The organism is Geodermatophilus ruber (genome assembly GCF_900114385.1).
Taxonomy (GTDB): Bacteria; Actinomycetota; Actinomycetes; order Mycobacteriales; family Geodermatophilaceae; genus Geodermatophilus; species Geodermatophilus ruber.
The window spans coordinates 32,998-55,426 of sequence record NZ_FOSW01000011.1; the positions used below are offsets into that span (position 1 = coordinate 32,998).

Genomic DNA, 22,429 nt, shown 5'->3' on the forward strand with positions numbered 1-22,429 from the left:
CCCGGCCGTCGGGGCCGGCGGTGCTCAGCGCACGCGGCGGGCCCACACCGGTTCGACGGCGGCCCACTCCCGCGCCCACCGGCGGCGCCGCTGACGGTCGAGCAGCCAGCACAGCGCCAGGTGCGCGGCGGAGCCGGCGATCAGCATCCCCACCCACGCGAGGCCGCCCAGCACGACGGCGTTCTGGGTCGCCTGCTCAGCGGTCAGCGGCGGTGTGGTGACCTTCCCGTCGGGGGTCAGCCAGACCGGCACGGTCCCCCCGGCCCGGGAGCCGACCTGCGCGGGGACGGTGCCCTCGCCGGGGGTCCCGTCGGGAGCCGTCCACCGGGCGGGCGTGGGCGGCCGGTAGTCGGGCTCGCTGCCGACCAGCACGGGCGCGTCGGCGGTGAGGACCGCCGTCGTCCGGACCCGCTCGGGCTGCTGGTCCACGGAGGCCAGCAGGTCGCTGCGGACGACGGTGCCGACGGTGAGGGCGAGGGGCAGCGAGAGCAGGACGAGGGCGAGCAGCAGCAGGCGGGCGGCGAACTGGACCCGGTCGGAGCCGCGCTTGAGGGGGCCGTTGCCCAGGGTGAACCGGCGGAGGGCACAGCGGACGGTGCTCGTGGCGGAGGCGGCCACGATGATCTCCTCTCCCCGTCTCCTCTCCCGTCCTCTCGCCGGAGGAACCGGGCACCCCGGGCTCAGGACCTCCGGCCCGGCGGGGCCGGCCGGAGGTCGGTGTCTGAACCCGCGGGTCGTGCCGAGGCTGGGACCGTCCCGTGCCCGGCCGGGGAGGGGAGGTCCGGCGATGCACGACGAGTGGGAGATGGACTGGGACTCGGACTGGGGGTGGGGCTGGGCGTTCTGGCTGCTCCTGCTCGTCGGGGCGGTGCTGCTGCTGGTCGTCGTGACCGCCCGCTTTCTCAGCGGCCCGGCCCGGGGGCGGCAGCGCACCGGGACTCCGATGGGCAGCGTCGGGCCGCCAGCACCCGCCGCGGCGGCGCCGGCGCACGGCCGGGCCCGCGAGATCCTCGACGAGCGCTACGCCCGGGGTGAGATCAGCACCGAGGAGTACCGCGAGCGCCGGCGGGGCCTGATGGAACCGGGCTAGGCGGGCGGCCGGGGGTCACATCACCAGGTGCGCGGGGGCGCCGCTGTTCTGCTCGATGTCGTCCGTCGCGGTCCCGAGCAGCCGCCGGCTGAGGTCCGACAGCGCCCGGGCGGCGGCGATCTCGTCGCCGATGTCCGGGACGTCCTTGTCCACGGGGTTCAGCCGCGCGAAGCCGAGACCGGCGATCTCGTCGTTCTTCCCGGTGTGCAGCTTGGCCACCGCACGGGTGTGCCCGTCGTGCTCGCTGATCTCGATCGTGACGGTCCAGTTCTTCGTCGCGTCCACGGAATCCCCCTGCCGGTCGACGCTCGATGTCGCCGGCTCTCTCCGGCCACCACACCAGGAAACGCGGTCCGAGGGCGGTACCGGGAGGGACTTCGGGCCCCGGTGCCCGCGGCGTCCGGCGGCCGGGCCGCTCCGGGGACCCGATCGCCGTCCCCCGGAGCGGCACACCCCGGTCGCGCGCTGCCGGGCCTCGCGGGGCCGCGCCGCGCGACGCCTTCGGCCCTACGCCCAGCCGAGCACGGCGGCGCCGACGCCGACGTGCAGCACCGAGCCCGGCACCACCCCGACCGCCGTCCCCAGCGCGTAGGGCGCCAGCCGCACCCCGGTCAGGCCGGCCGCGTAGGTCACCGCCACGAACGGCAGCGGGGTGATCCGGGCGGTGAGGACGGCGAGGAAGCCGCGGTCGCGCAGCAGCCGGTCGGCCCGGGCCAGCAGGGGCCGCCGGCTGATGACCGGTCCGGCCAGGCGGGCCACCGCCTCGCGGCCGAGGGCCCGGCTGAGCCCGAACCCGACCAGCCCGCCCAGCAGGCCGCCGGCCACGGCGACGGTCAGCCCGGCGGTGAACCCGACGGCCGCACCCAGCAGCAGCGCGACCGCCGTCCGCGGCACCGGCGTGAGCGAGGCCAGCGCCACCCCGAGGACGAGGGCCAGCCAGCCGCCGGGCCCGGCCGCGTCGAGCCGGTCGCGCAGCAGCGAGACGGTCGGCCGGTCGACGGTGAGCGCCAGGACGACGGCCAGCACGAGCACGCCGCCGAGGGCGGCCAGGCGCCACCGCGCCCGCCCGGCGGGCGCGGCCGGCCCCGCCGCCTCCTCGCGCACCGGGTCAGGCGTCCACGACGATCGGGATGATCATCGGGCTGCGCCGGTAGGTCTTGTTCGCCCACGTGCCGACGGCGCGGGCGATGAGCTGCTCGAGCTGCACCGCGCCGCCGACGCCCTCCTCGGCCGCCTTGGCCAGCGCCTTCTCGATCAGCGGGACGACGTCTTCGAAGGTGGCTTCGTCGTGCACGAAGCCGCGGGCGAGGAAGTCCGGCTCCTCGGCCAGCAGGCCGGTGTCGGCGTCGACGATCGCCACCACGGAGATGACGCCCTCGTTGGCCAGCGTCCGCCGGTCCCGCAGGTGCGCCTCGGTGGCTCCGCCGACGGTCATGCCGTCGACGTAGACGTTGCCCGCGGGCACCTTGCCGGTGATCCGCACCCGGCCGTCGACCAGGTCGACCACGACGCCGTCCTCGGCGATGACCACGCCGCGCGGGTGCACGCCGGTGCGCACGGCGATGTCGGCATTGGCCTTCAGGTGCCGCCACTCGCCGTGCACCGGCAGCACGTTGCGGGGCCGCACGACGTTGTAGCAGTAGGCCAGCTCCCCGGCGCTGGCGTGGCCGGAGACGTGCACCTTGGCGTTGCCCTTGTGGACGACGTTCGCGCCCCACCGGGTCAGCTCGTTGATCACCCGGTAGACCGCGTTCTCGTTGCCCGGGATGAGCGAGCTGGCCAGCAGCACCGTGTCGCCCTCGGTGATCCGGATGACGTGGTCGCGGTTGGCCATCCGCGACAGCGCCGCCATCGGCTCGCCCTGGGAGCCGGTGCAGACCAGGCAGACCCGGTCCGCCGGCAGCTTCTCCAGCGCCTTCATGTCGACCAGGAGCCCCGGGGGCACGGTCAGGTAGCCGAGCTCCTGGGCGATGCCCATGTTGCGGACCATCGACCGGCCGACGAAGGCCACCTTGCGGCCGTGCGCGTGCGCGACGTCGAGGATCTGCTGGATCCGGTGCACGTGGCTGGCGAAGCTGGAGACGATCACCCGCCGCGGCGCGGTGCGGAACACCGTCTCGATCGCCGGCACCAGCTCGCCCTCGGAGGTGGTGAACCCGGGCACCTCGGCGTTGGTCGAGTCGGTGAGGAACAGATCCACGCCCTCCTCGCCGAGCCGGGCGAACGCGCGCAGGTCGGTGATCCGCCCGTCGAGGGGGAACTGGTCCATCTTGAAGTCGCCGGTGTGCAGCACCAGCCCCGCGGCGGTGCGGATCGCCACGGCCAGGCTGTCGGGGATGGAGTGGTTGACCGCGACGAACTCGCAGTCGAAGGGCCCGAACGCCAGCTCGTCGCCCTCGCTCACCTCGACCTTCACCGGCCGGATCCGGTGCTCCTTGAGCTTGGCGTCGATGAACGCCAGGGTCAGCTTCGAGCCGACCAGCGGGATGTCGGGGCGCTCGCGCAGCAGGTAGGGGACGCCGCCGATGTGGTCCTCGTGGCCGTGGGTGAGCACGATCGCCTCGACGTCGTCGAGCCGGTCCCGGATCGAGGTGAAGTCCGGGAGGATCACGTCGACCCCGGGCTGGTGCTCCTCGGGGAACAGCACGCCGCAGTCGACGATCAGCAGCCGGCCCGCGTGCTCGAAGACGGTCATGTTGCGGCCGATCTCCCCGAGGCCGCCGAGGGCGACCACTCGCAGGCCGCCGGCGGGGAGCGGCGGGGGCGTGCGGAGTTCGGGGTGTGCGTGGCTCATGCGGAGTACGCTACGGCGCACCCGCGAGGGCCCTGGTAGGCCCGCCGTCAGCGGGCGGCCAGCTCCCGGTCCGGAGCGGCCGGCTGCCCGGCGTCCCGGCGACCGTCGCGCCGGTGGGGGCGATCCGCTCCCGCGGGTAGGGGGATCTGCCCGCGGGCGTGCCGCACCGACTCGACGAAGCGTCCGAGCCGCCCCGACGGGCCCGCGTCCGGTGAACCGGAACCCCATCGGTCGAGCCCGGGGGCGGCCTGAGCAGGATGAACCCATGGCATCCGACTGGCCCGTCCGGGACGCGACCGGCGACGACGCGCAGCGCTGCCAGGAGATCTACACCCCGTACGTCCGGGACACGGCGATCTCCTTCGAGACCGAGCCGCCGACCACGGCGCAGATGGCCGACCGCATCGAGGCCGCGCTGCGCGACCACGCCTGGGTGGTGCTGGAGGACGGCGGCCGGGTCGCCGGCTACGCCTACGGCGCGCCGTTCATGGTGCGCGCCGCCTACCGGTGGTCGGTCTCCGTCAGCGTCTACACCGAACCCGGACGGCGTCGGCCCGGCGCGGGTCGGGCGCTCTACACGGCGCTGTTCGACCGGCTGGCCGCCCGCGGCTTCCGCATGGCCTTCGCCGGCATCGTGCTGCCCAACGAGGCCAGTGCCGCCCTGCACCGCGCGCTCGGCTTCGAACCGGCCGGTACCTACCGGCGGGTGGGCTGGAAGCTGGGCCGCTGGCACGACGTCGCCTGGAGCCAGCGCCCCCTCGGGGACCACGCTGACACGGCCCCACCCGATCCGCCGCACTGAGGGAGCCGAGGCATGAGCACGCTGGCCGAGCACGAGCGCGAGATGGTCCCGCTCACCGCGTAGTTCGGCGGCGAGCGGGTGCGCCCGCGGGTGGCGGAGTTCGCGGCGGAGGACCGCTATCCGGAGGACCTCGTCGAGGAGAAGAAGAAAGCTCGGCTTCTTCGTCGGCGTGCGTGCGCATCGCCTGCAGGTCGCTGGCGCCGCCGGGTTCGGTGAGTTCGACGTCGAGCGCTACTTCCGCGACGCGCCGCTGATGATCCTCGGCGAGGGCACCAGCGAGATCCAGCGCACCGTCATCGCCGCGCAGTGGATCGCCCGCCACCGGATCTGACCCGCCGTCGGACCGGACGTGGACACCTCGACCCTCGAGCGAGATACTAGGACGTCCAACTAATTCGGTCCGGGGTCCACCGGGCCGGAGACCAGGGAGTGTCATGCCCGACTCGTCGCCCGCCCTGCACGTCCCCGTCCACCCGGTGCGGTTCGTGACCGCGGCGAGCCTGTTCGACGGGCACGACGCGGCGATCAACGTGATGCGCCGGCTGCTGCAGGCGCAGGGTGCGGAGGTGGTGCACCTGGGGCACGACCGGAGCGTGGATGCGGTGGTGCGGGCGGCGCTGGAGGAGGACGTGCAGGGGGTGGCGATCTCCTCCTACCAGGGCGGGCACCTGGAGTACTTCAGCTATCTGGTGGAGCGGCTGGCGGCGGCCGGTGCCGGGCACGTCCGGGTGTTCGGTGGCGGGGGCGGGGTGATCGTGCCGGAGGAGATCGCGCTGCTGCGCGAGCGCGGGGTGACGATCTTCTCCCCGGCGGACGGCGCGCGGCTGGGCCTGCCGGGGATGATCAACGAGCTGGTCCGGGCCTGCGACGAGGACCTGACGGAGCAGGGGCCGGACGTCGAGGCGCTGTGCACCGGTGATCCGGCGGCGCTGGCCCGGGCGATCACGGTGCTGGAGGCCGGCCGCGATCCGGGGCTGGCGGCCCGGCTGCGGGCGGCGGCGGCCGGGCGGACGGTGCCGGTGCTGGGGATCACCGGCACCGGTGGGTCGGGCAAGTCCTCGCTGACCGACGAGTTGCTGCGCCGGCTGCGGACCGATCAGGAGGACAAGCTGCGGATCGCGGTGCTGGCCGTCGACCCCACCCGCCGGCGCGGCGGGGGGGCGCTGCTGGGCGACCGGATCCGGATGAACGCGCTGGAGTCGGGGGACGGGCAGCAGACCTTCTTCCGGTCGCTGGCCACCCGCTCGGCCGGCGCGGAGATCCCCGAGCACTTCGACGATGTGCTGGCCGCGGTGAAGGCGGCCGGGTTCGACCTGGTGATCGTGGAGACGCCGGGCATCGGGCAGGGCGACGCGGGGATCGTGCCGTTCTCCGACGTCTCGCTGTACGTGATGACGCCGGAGTTCGGCGCCGCGTCGCAGCTGGAGAAGATCGACATGCTCGACTTCGCCGACGTGGTGGCGGTCAACAAGTTCGAACGCCGGGGGGCGGAGGACGCCCGGCGCGACGTGGCCCGGCAGATGGTGCGCAACCGGGAGGCGTTCGGGCAGTCGTGGGAGGCGATGCCGGTGTTCGGCACGTCGGCGGCCCGGTTCAACGACGACGGGGTCACCGCGCTCTACCAGCACCTGCTGGCCCTGCTGACCGAGCGGGGGCTGCCGGCCGGCGCCGGCGTGCTGCCGCGGGTGGACGTGAGGGCCTCCACCGGGTTGTCGTCGGTGGTGCCGTCGTCCCGGTCGCGGTATCTGGCCGAGATCGCCGAGGCGGTGCGCGGCTACCACGCGACCACCGCGGCGCAGGCCGAGGTGGTCCGCCGCCGGTCGGCGCTGCGCACCACCGCCGACCTGCTGGGGGCGGACGCCGCCGCCGGCCGGGTGCGGGAACTGGCCGAGGACGCCGAGGGCGAGCTGCTGCCGGAGGTGCGCTCGCTGCTGGCGGAGTGGCCGGCGCGGGTCGAGGAGTACGCCGGCGACGAGCTGGTCTACCGGGTGCGGGACAAGGAGATCCACACCCCGCTGACCCGGGAGACGCTGTCGGGCTCGAAGGTGCGCCGGGTGGCGCTGCCGCGCACCACCGACGAGGCGGAGCTGCTGGGTTTCCTCCGCCGGGAGAACCTGCCGGGCTTCTTCCCGTTCACCGCCGGGGTGTTCCCGTTCAAGCGGGCCGGGGAGGCCCCGGCCCGGATGTTCGCCGGCGAGGGGGACGCGTTCCGCACCAACCGCCGCTTCACGCTGCTGTCGGCCGGGGGGGAGGCGACCCGGCTGTCCACCGCGTTCGACTCGGTCACCCTCTACGGCCGCGACCCCGACCCGCGCCCGGACATCTACGGCAAGGTCGGCACCTCGGGCGTCTCGATCGCCACCCTGGACGACATGAAGGTGCTCTACTCCGGGTTCGATCTGTGCGCGCCGACCACCTCGGTGTCGATGACGATCAACGGCCCGGCGCCGGCGATCCTGGCGATGTTCCTCAACACCGCGATCGACCAGCGCCTCGACGCGTTCCGCGCGGAGGAGGGGCGCGAGCCGGACGCGGGCGAGGCGGAGGAGATCCGGGCCTGGGTGCTGGCCACCGTCCGGGGCACGGTGCAGGCCGACATCCTCAAGGAGGACCAGGGCCAGAACACGTGCATCTTCTCCACCGAGTTCGCGCTGCGGGCCATGGCCGACATCCAGCAGTGGTTCATCGACCACCAGGTGCGCAACTTCTACTCGGTCTCGATCTCCGGCTACCACATCGCCGAGGCCGGGGCGAACCCGATCAGCCAGCTGGCCTTCACCCTGGCCAACGGCTTCACCTACGTCGAGTCCTACCTGGCCCGCGGGATGGACATCGACGACTTCGCGCCCAACCTGTCCTTCTTCTTCTCCAACGGCATGGACGCCGAGTACTCCGTCATCGGCCGGGTCGCCCGCCGCATCTGGGCGGTCGCCATGCGGGAGAAGTACGGCGCCGGTGAGCGGTCGCAGAAGCTGAAGTACCACGTGCAGACCTCCGGCCGCTCGCTGCACGCGCAGGAGATGGACTTCAACGACATCCGCACCACGCTGCAGGCGCTGTGCGCGATCTACGACAACGCCAACAGCCTGCACACCAACGCCTACGACGAGGCGGTCACCACCCCGTCCGAGCACTCGGTGCGCCGGGCCCTGGCCATCCAGATGATCATCGACCGGGAGTGGGGGCTGGCCGGCAACGAGAACCCGCTGCAGGGCTCCTTCGTCATCGACGAGCTCACCGACCTGGTGGAGGAGGCGGTGCTGGCCGAGTTCGACCGGATCGCCGAGCGCGGCGGCGTGCTCGGCGCGATGGAGACCGGCTACCAGCGCGGCCGGATCCAGGACGAGTCGATGCTGTACGAGCACCGCAAGCACGACGGCAGCCTGCCCATCGTCGGGGTCAACACCTTCCTCGCCCCCGACCGCGACCAGGAGCCCCCGAAGCCGGTCGAGCTGGCCCGGGCCACCGAGGCGGAGAAGCAGTCCCAGCTGCAGCGCCTGGCCGACTTCCACGCCCGCCATGCCGACACCGCCCCCGCCGCCCTCACCCGCCTGCAGCAGGCGGCGACCGACGGCGGCAACATCTTCGCCGCGCTCATGGACGCCGTCCGGGTCTGCTCCCTCGGCCAGATCTCCGAGGCGTTCTTCGAGGTCGGCGGCCAGTACCGGCGCAACGTGTGAGAAAGGACCCCCGTGCCCCGACCGTTCGCAGGCTCACGGCGGGCCCCTGCACGAGGGCCGATGACCTCGGCTACCCGGTCGACCTGCCGCGCCCGCCGCGGCGGGTCGTCTCCCTGGTCCCCTCGCTGACCGAGGCGCTGGCGGTCACGGTGCCCGACCGCCTGGTCGGCGCCACGGACTGGTGCACCCACCCCGCCGACCTCGACGTGACCCGGGTGCGGGGGACGAAGAACCCCGACCGCGCGGCGATCGAGGGCCTGGCCCCCGACCTCGTGGTGGCCAACCGGGAGGAGAACCGGCGGCTGGACGTCGACCGGCTGCGCGCCGCCGGGGTGCCGGTGTGGGTGACCGTCATCGAGTCGGTCGACCAGGCGCTGGCGTCGATGCGCCGGCTCCTCGGCGAGGCGCTGGAGGCAGGCGAGCCGGGGTGGCTGGCGGAGGCGGCTGCGGTGTGGGCCGAACCGGCGCCGCAGATCGGACTGCGGGTCGCCGTCCCGATCTGGCGCGACCCGTGGATGGTCGTCGGTGCGCGCACCTTCACCGGTGACGTGCTGGCCCGGCTCGGCCTGGTCAACGTGTTCGGGGGCGCCGCCGACCGCTACCCGAAGGTCGACGTCGCCGACATCGCCGGGGCGCGGCCGGACGTCGTCGTCCTGCCCGACGAGCCCTACGTGTTCACCGCCGACGACGGGCCCGAGGCGTTCCCCGGCACCCGCTCCGCGCTGGTCTCCGGCCGCGACCTCACCTGGTACGGCCCCTCGCTCGGCCCGGCGCGCGCGCGGCTGCTGGCCGCGATCACCATCGAGCCGCGTTGACGCCGCGCGGGCGCGCCGCCAACCTGGGGCGATGACCGTCCTGCCCCTCCCGGTCCGCGGACGGTGGGTGTGGGACGCCCACGACAAGGCCCGCGCGGTCCGGGTGTCCACGCACGCTGCGGCCGGCCTGCTCAACCTGAGCCTCTGGCGGGACGAGACCTGCGTGGGCACGGTCAAGCTGCGGCCCGACGAGGTCGCCCGCCTGGTCGCCGCGCTGACCGACGGGCTCGCCGAGCTGGCCGACGCGGCGGGGGCACCGGCCGAGGCCCCCGCGCCCGAGGCGGCGCGGCTCGCGGCGGTCGAGCAGCGGGTGGCCGGGCTGGAGTCGCGGACGGGGACGCCCGGCCTGCGGCGGGCGGGACCGGCCGTCGCCGCGGCGGTCGGCCGGCTGCGCCGCCGCCTCCGCTGACCCGGGGGTCAGGCGGCCGCGCGGGCGCGGATCAGGTTCATCGCGGTCATGGTCAGGACGACGGTGCCGCCCTGGTTCAGCAGCTCGACCCGGGTGCGCACCAGCCCCCGGTCGGGCTTGGACCGCGACCGCCGGGCCTCCTCGACGGTGGTGCGCAGGATGAGCGCGTCGCCCGGCCGGACCGGCGCGATCCAGCGCAGCTCGTCCACGCCGGGCGAGCCGAGGCTGGAGACGGGGGAGAGGTACTCGTCGGCCAGCAGCCGCATCATCAGCGCGCAGGTGTGCCAGCCGCTGGCGATCAGCCCGCCGAACGGACCGGCGGCCGCGGCCTCGGCGTCGACGTGGAAGGGCTGGGGGTCGAAGCGCCGGCCGAAGTCGACCACGTCGTCCTCCGCCACCCGCAACGGGCCGAACTCGGCGGTCGTGCCGGGGGTGTAGTCCTCGAACCAGCGCTCGTCGCTCACCTGCCCGAACGTAGGGGACCGCGGGGCGCCGCGCGTACCGGGGTCGGTGTCCCCGGGCGTTGCTAGCGTGACCGCCGTGCAGCCTCCCACCGGCCCGCTGGCGGGCATCCGCGTCGTCGAGCTGGCCGGGCTGGGGCCGGCGCCCTACGCCTGCATGCTGCTGGCCGAGCTGGGCGCCGACGTGATCCGGGTGGACCGGCCCGGCGGCGGCACGCAGCTGGTGCCCCCGGAGCGGGAGGCGCTGCACCGCAGCCGCCCGTCGGTCGCCGTCGACCTCAAGCTGCCGGCCGGCCGCGACGTCGTCCTCCGGCTGGTCGACTCGGCCGACGTGCTCGTGGAGGGGCTCCGCCCGGGCGTCACCGACCGGCTCGGCCTCGGGCCCGACACGTGCCTGGCCCGCAACCCGCGGCTGGTCTACGCGCGGATGACCGGCTGGGGGCAGGACGGCCCGCTGGCCGCCCGCGCCGGCCACGACATCAACTACCTCGGCCTCACCGGTGCGCTGCACGCCATCGGGACTGCGGACAAGCCCGTCGTCCCGCTCAACATCGGGGCGGACTTCGGCGGGGGGTCGATGTTCCTGCTCGTCGGGATCCTCGCGGCCCTGCTCGAGCGGGGCACCAGCGGGCAGGGCCAGGTCGTCGACGCCGCGATGGTCGACGGCGCCAGCTCGCTGGTCACGATGATCTACGGCCTGCTCGGCGCGGGCCTGTGGCAGGACCGGCGGGCGGCCAACCTGCTCGACGGCGGCGCGCCCTTCTACGACACCTACGCCTGCGCCGACGGCCGGCACGTGGCGGTCGGCGCGATCGAGCCGCAGTTCCACGCCCAGCTGCTGGCCGGCCTGGGCATCGACCCCGAGGAGCACGGCCGCCAGGACGACGTCGCGCGGTGGCCCGAGCAGCGGAAGACGATCGCCGGGGTGTTCGCCACCCGCACCCGCGACGAGTGGGCCGCCGCCTTCGAGGGCACCGACGCCTGCGTCACCCCCGTCCTCGGGCTCACCGAGGCGCCGGCGCACCCGCACCTGGCCGCCCGCGGCACCTTCACCGACCGCGGCGGGCACCCGGAGCCGGCGCCGGCCCCGCGGTTCTCCCGCACCCCGGGCGCGGTCCGCGGCGGCCCGCGGACCCCGGGGCAGGACACCCGGGCGGGGCTGCAGGCGTGGGGCCTCCCCGCCGAGGAGATCCAGGAGCTGCTGGACGCCGGTGCCGTCGTCCAGGCCGGCTGACCCGGCACACCCACGACCCCGGCAGACGCAGAATGACACGGGAGGAGCCCCGGTGGCGGACGAGGTACTGGTCGAGCGGCGCGACGGCGTCCAGGTCATCACGATCAACCGGCCCGAGGCGAGGAACGCGCTGACCCGTGCCGTCGCCGAGGGGGTGGCCGCGGCCGTCGATGAGCTCGATGCGTCCGAGGAGCTGCGGGTCGGCGTGCTCACCGGGGCGGGAGGCACCTTCTCGGCGGGGATGGACCTCAAGGCGTTCCTCCGCGGGGAGACCCCGGCCATCGAGGGGCGCGGGCTGTGCGGGATCACCCAGACCCCGCCGCGCAAGCCGTTCCTCGCCGCCGTCGAGGGGTGGGCGCTGGCCGGCGGGTTCGAGCTGGTGCTGGCCTGCGACCTCGTCGTCGCCGCGGAGGACGCCCGGTTCGGCGTCCCGGAGGTCAAGCGCGCCCTGGTCGCCGCCGGCGGCGGTGCCCTGCTGCTGCCGCGGCGGGTGCCGCCCAACGTGGCGATGGAGATGCTGCTGACCGGCGACCCGCTGGGCGCCCTACGCGCGGCCGAGGTGGGGCTGGTCAACCGGCTGACCCCGCCCGGAGGCGCGCTGGACGGCGCCCTGGAGCTGGCCGCGAGCATCGCCGCCAACGGCCCGCTGGCGCTGGCCGCCACCAAGCAGGTCGCCCGCGGGAGCACCGACTGGACGACGGAGGAGGGCTGGGCCCGCCAGGCGGAGCTGATCGCCCCGGTGTTCACCAGTGCCGACGCCCGCGAGGGCGCCACGGCCTTCGCCGAGAAGCGTCCCCCGGTCTGGCGGGGGCGCTGAGGCCGCCGGGGGAGCGGGGCGAGCCGTGAGCGCGGAGATCACGCCCGACACACGGACCGGCGCCGCACCCGCACCGCAGCAGCTGGGCGCACTGGGGCTGCTGGGCATCGGCGGCTTCCTGGTGCTCTACCTCAACGCCGCCGCGGTGTTCCTCGGCGTGATGGGGCAGGCCATCGCCCGCAGCTGGCTGGCCTTCGAGCTCACCGGCTCCAACGCCGCCCTCGGCGGGGTGCTGCTCTCCTTCGGTATCGCGCTGCTGATCGCCACCCCCTGGGGCGGGGTGGCCGCCGACCGGCTGCCCAAGCGGCTGGTGCTGCAGCTGTCGGTGCTGATCCTCGCCACCTCGAGCGCGTGGATCGGCCTGGCCGTCGTCTTCGACGTCATCCAGTACTGGATGCTGCTCGGTGCCGGCGTCCTCCAGGCGGTCGGCTTCGCGCTGTTCAACCCGGCCCGGATGGCGTTCCTGTCCGAGCTCGTGCCGCGCGGGTCGGTGCCGCAGGCGGTGTCGCTACTGCTGGTCAACGCCGAGGTGAACCGGGTGGTCGGTCCCGCGCTGGCCGGCGTCGTGGTCGGCGCCGTGTCCTGGGGCACCGAGGCGGTGTTCCTCACCAGCGCCGGGCTGGCCACGGTCGGGGTGTTGCTCACCGGCGCCCTCCCGCCCGGTCGCCGGAGGGGGGAGCCGTCGGATCGCTCCCCGTTCGGGGAGCTGGCCGACGGTGTCCGCTACGTCCGCCGGCATCCCGAGCTGTCCGCGCTGACCTGGTGTGGCATCGGCGTCACGATGTGCGGGATGCCGTATCTGGCCTTCATGCCGACCATCTCCAGCGACCTGTTCGGGCTCGGGTCGGTGGGCTACGGGGTGCTCTCGGCGATGTCGGCCGTCGGCGGCGTCACCGCCGGCCTGCTGCTCGGACGGCGCTCGTCCCGGGCAAGGGAGAGCCGGGTGTTCGCCGGGTCGGGGGCGCTGTTCGGCCTGGCCATCTGCGCCCTGGCGGTGACCCCGAACGCGCGCGTCGCGGTCGCCGTCCTGCTGGTCATCGGCGGGTCGATGCTCGCCTTCCAGACGACCAACCAGTCGCAGCTGATCGCGCTGTCGGACATGGAGTACCACGGCCGCGTGCAGTCGCTGATCATGCTCAGCTTCGGCGCCTTCGGCATCGCGGCGCTCCCGCTGGGCCTGCTCGCTGACGTGATCGGCCTGCGCTGGACGCTCACCGGCATGGGCGTGGCCGTCATCGTCTTCGTGGCGCTGTTCGCCCTGGGCAGCCGGCGGCGGGTGGCCGCGGCGCAGCAGCTGCGCGACCTGGGCTGAGCGCCGGGGCCGGCCGGCGGCTCAGCGCCAGTCGACCCCGGGCAGGGTCGCGCTCCAGGACTCCACGATCCGGCCGCCGGCCACCCGGTGCACCACCAGCCAGGTCACCACCGACGTCTCCCCGGTATCGAGGTTGACCCCCGTCGTCGTGGCGCGAGTCCACACCCGGTCGTCGGCGGAGACCTGGTCGTCGACCGTCGTCGTCGGGTCGTGCAGCAGCTGCCAGGAGTTGCTGACCTCCCGCTTGAGGTCGGCGCGGGACAGCCGCCGGGTGCCGGCCGAGGAGTGGCGGACGTAGGGCTCGGCGATGAGCTCGTCGATGACGTCCAGGTCGCGCCGGTTCCACAGCCCGTCCCAGTAGCGCCGGACGATCGCGGTCACCGCCTGCTGCTCCACGACACCGGATCCTAGGAACCCGCTGCTCGGCCGCCACCTGGGCGGGCCGCCATCAGGCGGTGGCCACGGGCCCGACTCCGCGTCCCGGTCCGCTCCTCGCTCGCTGCGATGCCCCCGGGGCCGTCGTCAGGCGGTGGCGGTGCCGTCCTCGGCCGGCCGGGGGACGTCGACGTGCGGCCGGGACTGCCACAGCGCCCACTCGGCGCTCACGTCCCCGGCCGTGCGCAGCAGCTTCGGCAGGTGCGCGGTGAGCAGGTGCTCGGTGGAGGTCTCCGCCGCGTGCACGGTGACGTTCATGGCCGCCCGCACCGCACCGGAGCCGTCGCGCACCGGGACGGCGACCGAGCGCACCCCCGGCGCGAGCTCCTCGTCGGCCAGCGCCCAGCCGCGGGCCCGCACCTCCGTGAGCTCCTCGCGCAGCTGCTCGGTGCTGCGGCCGATGAACGGCGGGAGCCCGGCGCGGCTGGGCTGGGCCAGGGCCGCGTCCAGCTCCGCGGAGGAGAGCGCGGCCAGCAGCACCTTTCCCTGGGAGGTCTGCGACGCGGGGAAGCGGGTGCCGATCTCGACCCGCAGCGCGATCAGCTTGGGCACCGACACCCGCGCCACGTAGACGACGTCGGAGCCGTCGAGCTGGGTCATCGAGGAGGACTCCCCGGTGCTGGCGACCAGCGCCTCCAGGTGCGGCCGGGCGATGTCCCACAGCCCGAGCGCGCCGACGTAGGCCATGCCGAGCGTCAGCACCCGCGGCGTCAGCTGGAAGGCGTTGCCGACCGACCGGACGAACCCGAGCTCCTCGAGGGTGAGCAGCAGCCGCCGGGCGGTCGGGCGGGCCAGGCAGGCGGCCGTCGCGACCTCGGACAGGGTCATGCTGCGGTGGTCCGCGTCGAAGCAGGCCAGCACGTCCAGTCCGCGTGCCAGCGCCTCGACGAAGTCCGGCCCGGTCCCACGTCCGGCCATGAGGTGCTCCTTCTCTCTCCGGCGAGACCGCTGATCCCGCACACATCCGGCCGCGGATCCGTGCGAGATCGGCGATCTCGCACGGATCCGCGGTACGGGGTCAGCGCCCGAGGACCCGGTCCTCGGAGCCGGAGCGCTTCGACTCGTCCTTGAAGTCGGTGTACTGGTACGGGTTGTCCAGCACCTCGGTCGAGGGCAGGTCGGGGAACATCCCCTTCTCCCACTCCTCCTCGCCCATCTCGGCGCGCAGGTGCGCCACGGTCGCCTCGACCTCGCGGCGGGCCGCGGCCAGGTCGATGCCGACCAGTCGGTGTTCGTGCTTCACGACCCTGCCGTCGACGAGCACGGTGTGCACGTCGCCGCGCGAGGCCTGGAAGGCCACGTGGCCCAGCGGGTTGAGCAGCGGGAAGGACACCGGCGAGGCGTCGTTCTTGATGAGGACGACGTCGGCCTTCTTGCCCGGCTCCAGGCTGCCGAGGTCGGCGTCGCGGCCGATCGAGTGCGCGCCGCCGCGGGTGGCCCACTCGACCACCTGCTTGGCCCGCAGCCGCAGGTGGGTGATCGTCTCGCCCTTGAGGTGGGCGTCCATGTGCTCGGCCATGCGGTCGGCGTTGAGCGTCGCGCGGATCGCGGAGAACATGTCGCCGCTCCACCACACGCTGGTGTCCATCGACAGCGACACCGGGATGCCGTACTGCAGGACCTGCGCCGTGGGCGCGTGCCCCTGGCCGGCGCTGCACTCGGACTCGGTCGACACGGAGATGGAGCCGCCGGTCGCCGCGATCCGCTGGTAGCTGTCCGCGGTGAGGGTGGCCGCGTGCACGTACGTCGTCTCCGGGGTCATGAACCCGTGCTCGTGCATGAGCCGGATGCCGTCGTCGTTCGTCGCGGCCCAGACACCGGCGTGCGTGGTCACCGGGATGCCCAGCTCGCGGGCGGCCTCGAAGGCGGCCTTCTCCGGGAAGGCCGGGTCGCCGGTCACGTCGAAGGCGATCTGCACGCCCATCCGGTCGTCGCCGGCGTCGCGCAGCCGCTCGAGGAACGTGCGGACGGCCGGGTCGGTCATCCACTCCCACGGCCCGGCGTGGATGTTGCCGTAGGCCAGGACGAAGCGGCCGGGCACCGACCGCAGCGCGTCCACCGCCGCCTCGGCGTGGTCCACGCTCTGCAGGCCGTGCGACCAGTCGACGGAGGTGGTGACGCCGGCGTCGAGGGCCTCGATGGCCGAGAGCCGGTTCCCGGCGGCGATGTCCTCCGGCCGGAACTTCCTGCCGTGCTCGAGGTAGTACCAGACGAAGTACTGGGTGAGGGTCCAGTCGGCGCCGTAGCCGCGCATCGCCGTCTGCCACATGTGCCGGTGGGTGTCGATCATCCCCGGCATGACGATGCCGCCGCGGGCGTCGATCTCCTGGGTCCCCTCGGGCACGTCCAGGGCGGTGCCGACGGCGGCGATCCGGTCGTCCACCACGAGGACGTCCGCGCCCTGCAGCACCGTGCAGGCGTCGTCCATGGTGAGCACCGTGCCGCCGCGCAGCACCACGGGGCGCCCGGCCCGGGGAACCGCCCCGTCGTGGGAACTGGTCATCGTCTCCTCCTCGAGACAGGGGACCGTCAGCGGACCCGCGTCCGTATACCGGTCAGCACATCGGACGTCGCCACCATGCTGGGGCCGCCGGGAGGTGTCAAGACAGCACCCCGCGGCAGCGGCGGTGCTCAGCGAAAAGGGGTGTCGCTTGACAGTGACCGGCATCCCACCAAGACTCCGGGGGACGGAATTCGGACTATCGTCCGCATGCCGGTCGAACAGCGACGAGAGGTGCACGACCGATGACCGCGAATCCGCTCCTCCCGGGCTCCGCGCCGGGTCGGGGGCCCCTGGCGGGGCTGCTGGTCGCCGATTTCTCCCGCGTCCTCGCGGGCCCCTACGCGACGATGCTGCTGGCCGACCTCGGCGCCGAGGTGGTCAAGGTGGAGAGCCCGGCCGGTGACGACACCCGCAGCTGGGCGCCCCCCGTGCGCGAGGGCGTCGCCACCTACTACCTCGGCATCAACCGCAACAAGCGGTCGGTCGCCCTGGACCTCAAGGACCCCGACGACGCGGCCGCGGCCCGGGAGCTCGCCCGCCGCGCGGACGTCGTCGTCGAGAACTTCAAGCCCGGGGGCCTGGCCCGCTTCGGCCTGGACTACGACACCGTCGCCGCGGGCAACCCGGGCGTCGTCTACGCCTCGATCAGCGGATTCGGCAGCGGCCCCGAGGGTGCCCGGCTGCCCGGCTACGACCTCATCGTCCAGGCCATCTCCGGCCTGATGAGCCTGACCGGCGACCCCGACGGTGAGCCGTTCCGCGCCGGGATCTCCGTCTTCGACGTCATGGCCGGGCTGCACGCCACCATCGGCGTCCTCAGCGCGCTCAACCTCCGGCACGAGACCGGCGCCGGCCAGCACGTCGAGGTCAACCTGCTCTCCTCGGCGCTGTCCGGGCTGGTCAACCACTCGAGCGCCTACGTCGCCGGGGGCGTCGTCCCGTTCCGGATGGGCAACAGCCACCCCAGCCTCTTCCCGTACGAGCCGCTGCCGTGCGCCGACGGCGACCTGATCATCACCGCCGGCAACAACGGGCAGTTCCGCAAGCTCGTCGAGGTGCTCGGCGTGCCCGAGCTCGCCGACGACCCGCGCTTCCTCCGCAACGAGGACCGCAACGCCAACCGCGACCAGCTGCGGCCGCTGCTGGTCGAGCGGCTGCGCACCCGCACCAAGATGGAGTGGTTCCGCGACATCATCGCCGCGGGTGTGCCGTGCGGCCCGATCAACACCGTCGACCAGGGTGTGGCCTTCGCCGAGGAGGTGGGCCTCGACCCGGTCGTGACCGTGGGGGAGGGCGCGGCCGCGGTGCCCTCGGTCCGCAACCCGATCCGCTTCTCGGCCACCCCCGCCGACTACCGGCTGCCCCCGCCGGGTCTCGACGAGCACGGCGCGGAGATCCGCGAGTGGCTGGGCGCGCCGGCCGCCCGCCCCACCGGCAGCGAGGAGGGGGCCGCGTGACCGACGACCGCCCGGTCTACCCGACAGCCCTGGGGGCGTCGAGCCTGGAGAGCATCACCCTGCTCGGCACCGACCTCGCCCGCGACGTCATGGGGGAGGTCGGCTTCGGGGAGCTCGCCTTCTGGCTGGCGACCCAGCGCCGCCCCTCGACGGGGGAGACGCGGGTGTTCGAGGCGGTGCTGGCCGCGCTCGCCGACCACGGGTTCACCCCGACCGCGATCGTCACCCGGCTGACCTACCTGTCGGCGCCGGACTCCGTGCAGGGCGCGCTCGCCGCCGGCCTGCTGGGGGGCGGCTCGCGCTTCCTCGGGGTCACCGAGGACTGCGGCCGGTTCCTGCACGACGTCCTCACCTCGGTCGAGGGCGGGCTGCCCACCGACGACGCCGGCTGGGACGCCCTGGCGCTGGAGGTCGTGACCGCGCAGCGGGCCGCTCGGCGGTTCGTCCCGGGGCTGGGCCACCACGTGCACAAGCAGGGGGACCCGCGCACCCCGCGGCTGTTCCAGATCGCCGCCGAGGAGGGGCTCTACGGCCCGCACCTGCAGCTGTTCGCGGCGATCGGGCGGGTGCACCCCCAGGTGCTGGGCAAGACCCTGCCGCTCAACGGCGCCGGCGTGTGCGGCGCCGCCCTGGCCGACCTCGGCCTCCCGCTGGAGCTGCTGCGCGGCTTCGCGCTGCTGGCCCGCGCCGCCGGGCTGATCGGGCAGCTGGCCGAGGAGCTGCGGAACCCGGTGGCCAACGACGTCTTCCTGTCGGTCGACCTGAACAACCGCTCCGTCGCTCCCGACCCCTTCGTCCCGGACCCGCTGCCGGGCGCCCCCTCGGACACCGACACCATTGGAGGTCGTCGTGGCTGAAGTAGCCGCGGTCATCGCGTCCACGCACCACCCGTTCTACTACCGGGCCAGCACGGCGACCGGTGCCGACCGGCCGCCGTTCGCCGACGAGTGGGTGGCCAAGATCGAGCGGTTCCGCGAGACGCTGACCAAGGCCCGCCCGGACGTGCTGGTGATGGTCGGCAGCGACCACTTCCACCAGCTGTGGCTGGATAACATGCCCCAGTTCCTGGTGGGCAAGGCGCCGTTCTTCGACGCGAACTTCTACAACGAGGAGCGGGAGTTCGGCCTGCCGAAGATGACCCTGCGCGGGGAGGAGGAGCTCGCCGCGCACATCCTCCGCGACGGCCTGGACCGGGACTTCGACCTGGCGTTCTCCAACGAGCTGCGGATCGACCACAGCATCACGTGCCCGATCATCACCCTGCGGCCGCAGGCGGACCTGCCGATCGTGCCGATCTACACCAACATCTTCGCCCCGCCGCTGCCGCAGCCGAAGCGGTTCGTCCAGCTGGGCAAGGCGATCCGCGAGATGGTCGAGTCCTGGGAGAGCGACAAGCGGGTGGCCATCATCGGCACCGGCCACCTGTCGCTGGAGCTCGGCGGCCCGCGCCAGTTCGGCGAGCACGGCCCCGACCCGGAGTTCGACCGCAAGGCCGTGGAGTGGATCGCCAGCGGCGACATCGAGGGCTGCCTGGCCGAGGTGAGCCTGGAGAGCCTGCACCACCCCGGCAACGCCACCCACGGGTTCATGGACTTCATGCTCATGATGGGCGTCGCCGGGGAGGGCCGGAAGGCCGACCACGTCGACACCCTCGACCTCTTCCACACGATGGAGGCCTACTTCACCTGGTACCCCAACGGGGCGCCGGCCTGAGGCCGCGGACGACCGGAACGGAGACATCGGCATGAGCAAGTACCTGCTCGACAAGTTCCTCTACACCGTCGACCGCGACCCCGAGCTGGTCGAGCGCTACCGGGAGGACCCGGTCGGCACGGTGGAGTGGTGGGAGGCCGAGATGGCCAACAAGCTGCTCAACTGCATCGACGACGAGAAGACCACCTGGCTGGCCTTCACCGAGGAGGAGCGGAAGGCGCTGCGCGAGCACGACCACGTCACCCTCTTCCAGATGGGCGCGCACCCCTTCCTCACCCTCACGCTCTTCATCGCCATGTTCGAGCGCGACCACGGCCCGCTGGAGTACCAGAAGGCCTACGGCAAGGCGATGGAGCACATCACCATGCCGTACCCGGACATCACGACCTGACGTCCGCCCGATCCTGACCCGCCGCCCCCGTCCCGGTGCCCCCGGGGCGGGGGCGGTCTGGCCTGTCCCGCGAGGAGGAACCGCGATGCGCGCCGCCGTCCTGCACACTCCCGGAGCCCCGCCGTCGTACGGCACGCACCCCGAGCCGGCCGCGGGGGAGGGGCGGACGCTTGTGCGGGTCACCGCCGCGCCCGTCGTCCCGCTCGACCTGCTCTGCGCGTCGGGCACCTCCTACTTCGGCCGCCCGGCGGTGCCGTACGTGCCGGGCGTGCAGGGGGTGGGGGTCGTCGAGCGGTCCGCCGTCCACCCGGTCGGCACCCGCGTCTGGTTCGCCACCTCCGCCGGGATGGCGCCCGGGGACGGCAGCCTGGCCGAGCTGTGCGCGGTGCCCGACGGCGATGTCGTCCCGGTGACCGCGGCGGTGCCCGACGCGCTCGTGGCGGCGCTGGGTCTCTCGGCCGTCGCGGCCTGGATGGCGCTGACCTGGCGCGGCCGGCTGCGGGCCGGCGAGCGGGTGCTCGTCCTCGGCGCCGGGGGCGCGGTCGGCCAGGTCGCGGTGGGGGCGGCGCGGCTGCTGGGCGCCGGCCGGGTGGTCGCGGTCTGCCGGTCGGAGGAGGCGCAGGAGCGGGCCCGCCGGGCGGGGGCCGACGAGGTGGTCGCGCTGGTGGCGGACGTCGACGAGCTGACCGCGCGCCTGGCGCAGGCCTGCGACGGTGGCGTCGACCTGGTCGTCGACCCGGTGTTCGGCACCGCGGCCACCGCCGCCTCGCAGGTGCTCGCGCCGTTCGGTCGGCTGGTGAACCTCGGCGGGGCCTCCGGGGACGAGGCGGCCTTCTCCTCCTCGGTCCTGCGCAGCCGCAGCGCGGAGGTGCTGGGCTACACCAACAACGCGCTGCGCGCCGAGCAGCGGGAGCAGGCGCTGACCGCGGTCCTGGAGCACGCCGAGCGCGGCGCCCTCGGCCTGGAGCACCTCGTCCTCCCGCTGGCCGAGGTCGAGCACGGCTGGGCCGGCACCGCGCAGGGAGCCGGCCGGCGGGTCGTGCTCCAGCCCGGCGCCTGACCGGGTGCCGCTGTCCGCTGTGCGCGCATCTGTCCGTCCCAGGCGGGCCTGCCGGACGGGCACGCAAGGGCGTGGATGTGCTCCTTGACACAGCGCCATGAGGAAGGCATCGTCCTCATGTCCGCGACGCGGACAACTGTCCATTTCCGCAGCCCTGCGGTCCCGCGCGTTGGAAGGACCCCCTCGGACATGCCCATGACCGCCCCGACGTCGGCCCCCACGTACGACGGCGACATCTACTGCGACGCGGCGCTGCTGGAGCCGTACGAGGACTACCGCAACCTGCGCGAGCTGGGCCCGGCCGTGTGGCTGTCGCAGCACGGCGCCTACGCCGTCGCCCGCTACGACGAGGCCCGCGCGGTGCTCATGGACGGCGACACCTTCCGGTCGGCCAACGGCATCGCGCTCAACGAGCCGGCCAACCAGGCGATCCTCGGCTGCACGCTGGCCAGCGACGGCGAGCTGCACGCCCACCTGCGGCAGGTGGTGGCCCACCGGCTCACCCCCCGCGCCCTGCGCCCGATGAAGGACATGGTCGCCGAGAAGGCCGACGAGCTGGTCGCCGGGCTGGTGGAGAAGGGCTCCTTCGACGCCGTCGCCGACCTGGCCCGCGCACTGCCCCTGTCGATCGTCCCGGACTTCATCGGCTGGCCGCAGGAGGGCCGCGAGCACCTGCTGCGGTGGGCCGGCGCCAACTTCGACTCCTTCGGTCCGATGAACGCGCGGGTGGAGCAGGCGCTGCCGCAGTGCGGCGAGATGGCCGCCTTCGGCGCGGAGATCGTCCGCACCCGCAACGTCTCGCCGGGCAGCCTGGGCGCCGGCGTGCTCGAGGCCGTCGACCAGGGCACCATCACCACCGAGCAGGCGATGATGCTCATGCTCGACTACCTGGCGCCCTCGCTGGACACCACGATCAGCGCCGTCGGCAGCGCGATCTGGCTGTTCTCCCAGCACCCCGACCAGTGGGACCTGATCCGCAACGACCCGAAGCTCATCCCCAACGCGGTCAACGAGGTCGTCCGGATCGAGTCCCCGATCCGCGCCTTCGGCCGGCTCGCCAGCCGGGACACCCGGATCGGCGACGTGGAGATCCCCGAGGGCTCGCGCGTGGTGGTCATCTACGCCTCGGCCAACCGCGACGAGCGCAAGTTCGAGCGCCCCGACGAGTTCGACGTCACCCGGGCCAACGCCGTCCACCAGCTCGGCTTCGGGATGGGCGAGCACGGCTGCGCCGGCGCCGGCCTGGCCCGGATGGAGACCGAGTCGCTCCTGCAGGCGCTGGCGCCGCGGGTGACCCGGTTCCACCTCGACGGCACCGAGCGGGCGCTGAACAACCTCATCCGCGCCTTCGGGCGGGTCGACGTCACCATCGACCGGGCCCCCGCGCAGGGCTGAGGCCGCCGGCAGTCCCGGTGCCCCCGGCACGATCCCAGCGGGATCGTCCGGGGGCACCGAC

Annotated in this window: 23 protein-coding genes; 15 read left to right on the plus strand and 8 right to left on the minus strand. The window is 74.0% G+C overall.

Annotation, left to right across the window (positions count from 1 at the left end):
* Positions 1–24: 24 nt before the first annotated feature.
* On the minus strand, positions 25–618 hold the full coding sequence (locus tag BMZ50_RS16765; RefSeq protein WP_091326860.1) for an Rv1733c family protein: 594 nt from the start codon (positions 616–618) through the stop codon (positions 25–27).
* 169 nt (positions 619–787) lie between these two features.
* On the opposite strand from BMZ50_RS16765, the gene BMZ50_RS16770 reads away from it, so the two are divergent.
* A complete protein-coding gene (locus BMZ50_RS16770) occupies positions 788–1,090 on the plus strand; it encodes an SHOCT domain-containing protein (protein ID WP_245753688.1) in 303 nt (100 codons plus the stop codon).
* A gap of 15 nt (positions 1,091–1,105) precedes the next feature.
* Here BMZ50_RS16770 and BMZ50_RS16775 read toward each other — a convergent pair whose 3' ends face one another.
* The 3 genes from BMZ50_RS16775 to BMZ50_RS16785 form a co-directional block, all read right to left on the minus strand.
* The gene (locus BMZ50_RS16775) at positions 1,106–1,375 is read right to left on the minus strand and encodes a DUF1876 domain-containing protein (RefSeq protein ID WP_091326863.1); all 270 of its coding nucleotides are present in this window, start codon (positions 1,373–1,375) and stop codon (positions 1,106–1,108) included.
* 222 nt (positions 1,376–1,597) lie between these two features.
* Entirely contained in the window at positions 1,598–2,194 is a 597-nt protein-coding gene (locus BMZ50_RS16780) for a TVP38/TMEM64 family protein (RefSeq protein ID WP_091326866.1), read from the minus strand.
* A 4-nt stretch (positions 2,195–2,198) separates the two neighbouring features.
* The gene (locus BMZ50_RS16785) at positions 2,199–3,884 is read right to left on the minus strand and encodes a ribonuclease J (RefSeq protein ID WP_091326868.1); all 1,686 of its coding nucleotides are present in this window, start codon (positions 3,882–3,884) and stop codon (positions 2,199–2,201) included.
* A gap of 265 nt (positions 3,885–4,149) precedes the next feature.
* Here BMZ50_RS16785 and BMZ50_RS16790 point away from each other — a divergent pair, with 265 nt between their 5' ends.
* The 5 genes from BMZ50_RS16790 (at position 4,150) to BMZ50_RS16810 (ending at position 9,590) form a co-directional block, all read left to right on the plus strand.
* On the plus strand, positions 4,150–4,686 hold the full coding sequence (locus BMZ50_RS16790; RefSeq protein ID WP_091326871.1) for a GNAT family N-acetyltransferase: 537 nt from the start codon (positions 4,150–4,152) through the stop codon (positions 4,684–4,686).
* A 169-nt stretch (positions 4,687–4,855) separates the two neighbouring features.
* Complete coding sequence (locus tag BMZ50_RS16795) at positions 4,856–5,017, plus strand: acyl-CoA dehydrogenase family protein (protein ID WP_245753689.1); 162 nt, start codon at positions 4,856–4,858, stop codon at positions 5,015–5,017.
* Positions 5,018–5,120: 103 nt separating this feature from the next.
* Positions 5,121–8,366, plus strand: coding sequence for a fused isobutyryl-CoA mutase/GTPase IcmF (icmF, locus tag BMZ50_RS16800; protein ID WP_091326876.1), 3,246 nt, complete (start codon positions 5,121–5,123; stop codon positions 8,364–8,366).
* A complete protein-coding gene (locus BMZ50_RS16805; protein WP_218146309.1) occupies positions 8,363–9,181 on the plus strand; it encodes a helical backbone metal receptor in 819 nt (272 codons plus the stop codon). Before icmF ends, BMZ50_RS16805 begins: the two co-directional genes overlap by 4 nt.
* 31 nt (positions 9,182–9,212) lie before the next feature.
* Positions 9,213–9,590: a hypothetical protein gene (locus tag BMZ50_RS16810; RefSeq protein ID WP_143087205.1), complete on the plus strand. Its 378-nt coding sequence runs from the start codon at positions 9,213–9,215 to the stop codon at positions 9,588–9,590.
* 8 nt (positions 9,591–9,598) lie between these two features.
* Here BMZ50_RS16810 and BMZ50_RS16815 read toward each other — a convergent pair whose 3' ends face one another.
* On the minus strand, positions 9,599–10,054 hold the full coding sequence (locus tag BMZ50_RS16815; RefSeq protein WP_245753690.1) for a MaoC family dehydratase: 456 nt from the start codon (positions 10,052–10,054) through the stop codon (positions 9,599–9,601).
* A gap of 76 nt (positions 10,055–10,130) precedes the next feature.
* Between BMZ50_RS16815 and BMZ50_RS16820 the strand changes: the two genes are divergently transcribed.
* From BMZ50_RS16820 to BMZ50_RS16830, 3 genes are read left to right on the plus strand one after another with little or no spacing between them, the layout of a single operon-like run.
* Positions 10,131–11,285, plus strand: a complete 1,155-nt coding sequence (locus tag BMZ50_RS16820; protein WP_091327232.1) for a CaiB/BaiF CoA transferase family protein — start codon at positions 10,131–10,133, stop codon at positions 11,283–11,285.
* A gap of 52 nt (positions 11,286–11,337) precedes the next feature.
* A complete protein-coding gene (locus tag BMZ50_RS16825; RefSeq protein ID WP_091326886.1) occupies positions 11,338–12,102 on the plus strand; it encodes a crotonase/enoyl-CoA hydratase family protein in 765 nt (254 codons plus the stop codon).
* A gap of 25 nt (positions 12,103–12,127) precedes the next feature.
* The gene (locus BMZ50_RS16830; RefSeq protein ID WP_091326890.1) at positions 12,128–13,414 is read left to right on the plus strand and encodes an MFS transporter; all 1,287 of its coding nucleotides are present in this window, start codon (positions 12,128–12,130) and stop codon (positions 13,412–13,414) included.
* Positions 13,415–13,435: 21 nt separating this feature from the next.
* Here BMZ50_RS16830 and BMZ50_RS16835 read toward each other — a convergent pair whose 3' ends face one another.
* From BMZ50_RS16835 to BMZ50_RS16845, 3 genes are all read right to left on the minus strand, one after another.
* Entirely contained in the window at positions 13,436–13,810 is a 375-nt protein-coding gene (locus BMZ50_RS16835; RefSeq protein WP_091326893.1) for an ester cyclase, read from the minus strand.
* Between the two features lie 126 nt (positions 13,811–13,936).
* Positions 13,937–14,767, minus strand: a complete 831-nt coding sequence (locus BMZ50_RS16840; RefSeq protein ID WP_091326896.1) for an IclR family transcriptional regulator domain-containing protein — start codon at positions 14,765–14,767, stop codon at positions 13,937–13,939.
* 100 nt (positions 14,768–14,867) lie between these two features.
* On the minus strand, positions 14,868–16,352 hold the full coding sequence (locus BMZ50_RS16845; protein WP_091326897.1) for an amidohydrolase family protein: 1,485 nt from the start codon (positions 16,350–16,352) through the stop codon (positions 14,868–14,870).
* A 242-nt stretch (positions 16,353–16,594) separates the two neighbouring features.
* On the opposite strand from BMZ50_RS16845, the gene BMZ50_RS16850 reads away from it, so the two are divergent.
* The 6 genes from BMZ50_RS16850 to BMZ50_RS16875 all read left to right on the plus strand — a co-directional run bounded on the left by BMZ50_RS16850 (position 16,595) and on the right by BMZ50_RS16875 (position 22,368).
* A complete protein-coding gene (locus BMZ50_RS16850) occupies positions 16,595–17,809 on the plus strand; it encodes a CaiB/BaiF CoA transferase family protein (protein WP_091326900.1) in 1,215 nt (404 codons plus the stop codon).
* A complete protein-coding gene (locus tag BMZ50_RS16855) occupies positions 17,806–18,666 on the plus strand; it encodes a citryl-CoA lyase (RefSeq protein WP_091326906.1) in 861 nt (286 codons plus the stop codon). The genes BMZ50_RS16850 and BMZ50_RS16855 overlap by 4 nt, the downstream gene beginning before the upstream one ends.
* The gene (locus tag BMZ50_RS16860) at positions 18,659–19,522 is read left to right on the plus strand and encodes a DODA-type extradiol aromatic ring-opening family dioxygenase (protein WP_091326909.1); all 864 of its coding nucleotides are present in this window, start codon (positions 18,659–18,661) and stop codon (positions 19,520–19,522) included. Before BMZ50_RS16855 ends, BMZ50_RS16860 begins: the two co-directional genes overlap by 8 nt.
* A gap of 31 nt (positions 19,523–19,553) precedes the next feature.
* Positions 19,554–19,913: a hypothetical protein gene (locus BMZ50_RS16865; protein WP_091326913.1), complete on the plus strand. Its 360-nt coding sequence runs from the start codon at positions 19,554–19,556 to the stop codon at positions 19,911–19,913.
* An 85-nt stretch (positions 19,914–19,998) separates the two neighbouring features.
* Positions 19,999–20,973, plus strand: coding sequence for a quinone oxidoreductase family protein (locus BMZ50_RS16870; RefSeq protein ID WP_091326916.1), 975 nt, complete (start codon positions 19,999–20,001; stop codon positions 20,971–20,973).
* Positions 20,974–21,168: 195 nt separating this feature from the next.
* A complete protein-coding gene (locus tag BMZ50_RS16875; protein WP_091326919.1) occupies positions 21,169–22,368 on the plus strand; it encodes a cytochrome P450 in 1,200 nt (399 codons plus the stop codon).
* Positions 22,369–22,429: the final 61 nt, after the last annotated feature.